This window comes from Virgibacillus proomii (assembly GCF_018916875.1).
GTDB lineage: Bacteria > Bacillota > Bacilli > Bacillales > Amphibacillaceae > Virgibacillus > Virgibacillus proomii_B.
Genome location: NZ_JAHLNO010000023.1, coordinates 1 through 1485, shown reverse-complemented (window position 1 = coordinate 1485; position 1485 = coordinate 1). Strand labels below are relative to the sequence as shown.

Annotated in this window: 1 rRNA gene; it reads left to right on the top strand. The window is 33.0% G+C overall.

What is annotated here, in order from left to right:
- Window positions 1-1385: 1385 nt before the first annotated feature.
- A 16S ribosomal RNA gene (locus KQI21_RS12940) occupies window positions 1386-1485 on the top strand; the annotation flags it as partial.

Here is a 1485-nt window from a genome sequence, read left to right as displayed (position 1 = left end):
TTGGACAGGAAACACCTGTACTTTCCATTATAAAGGACTTTTTTGTTGTATAAACAATTTATTTTTAAATATTGTTAGTATTTCAAATCGACAGATACAATTAACGCAACGCTAGTGATATTATAGTAAAGTCCCTACTTTAATGATCAAAAATCCCAGAAGGAATGTATATAGAAGAACTGGATTAGTTTGCAGGGTTCTACTTGAATCAGCATCTCAAAGCTTAAATGAACCTTAGGATATGTTATTCGTAAAGATATTGCAATCGTATCAATGATATATTACCGGATAGAAAGGCAACAACTTTATCTACGAATCTATAATTTTATCCAATTATTCTATAGTATTACTCATATAAGTTGAAAGAGAAGCCTTACTGAAATAAGGTTGGACTTTCGGTTATGGCGGGTTCGATTATTTGTTGTAATATTTATTTGATATTTTAGTGCTAATTATTTGGCAGCGTAATTTCAACTGATTTGTTAATAAACTTTTTAAGAATTACTAACGTTCAAACTTTAAGAGGTTCAGTTAAAATTACATTAATGGAGCCTGAAATAAAGCCAGTAACAATCCAGTAACAATTGAATTAGTGAATTTTTTTAAGTATTTATTATTAAGAGGTTGTTCAAAAAATACGGTGAAAATGACACCGCGTATTTTTTTATACGTTAGAACGTATAAAATTTTGGCGTTGAAGTTTATTCAACGTAAAATTTTTAAGTTCTAAGTATAAGTGTAGGCTATCGTATATGCTTCCGTTACCGTCAGCTAAGTTTTTCTTTTTTGGTTTGTTCTCCGTTGCCTGGAAAGGTAAAACTCTTTTCCAACGTGAGAATGAGTTTCAAGGAAGCTATACTAATGCTATGTATCTACTAACCTTCTACTAAAAGCACCCACGTCCTGTGGGTAACGTAGGAGTCAGTACATCCTGTACAAGCGCGCTACTTAAAACATCATCACCTCGAATTTCTCGATCCTTATTATCCCCTTTTTGAACAAGCACTATAAAAAAACAAAAATAACGTTGACTTTATGATAGAAGCGTGATAGAGTAATATGCGTCGCAAAAATTTTGGTGAATTTGAAAATAAATATAACAACAAAAAGTGTTGACATGAAGATTGGAAATATGATATATTAATAAGGTCGCTGAAATGAGAAAGGCGATTCGAATTAAAAAAAGTTATTGACAGCTACTTCTTAAAATGTTATATTGTAAAAGTTGCTGTCGCAAAAGACACAACAATATTTGCTCTTTGAAAACTGAACAAAACAACCAGTATGTCAAGAAAAGCAGTCTCTGTTTTTCTAAGAAATAACTCAAGAGAGATCTTGAGAGAAGCTAAGAAATAATGAAGAACGTTGTTTTTCATTACAAACTTTTTTTGGAGAGTTTGATCTTGGCTCAGGACGAACGCTGGCGGCGTGCCTAATACATGCAAGTCGAGCGCGGGAAGCAAGCAGATCCCCTTCGGGGGTGAC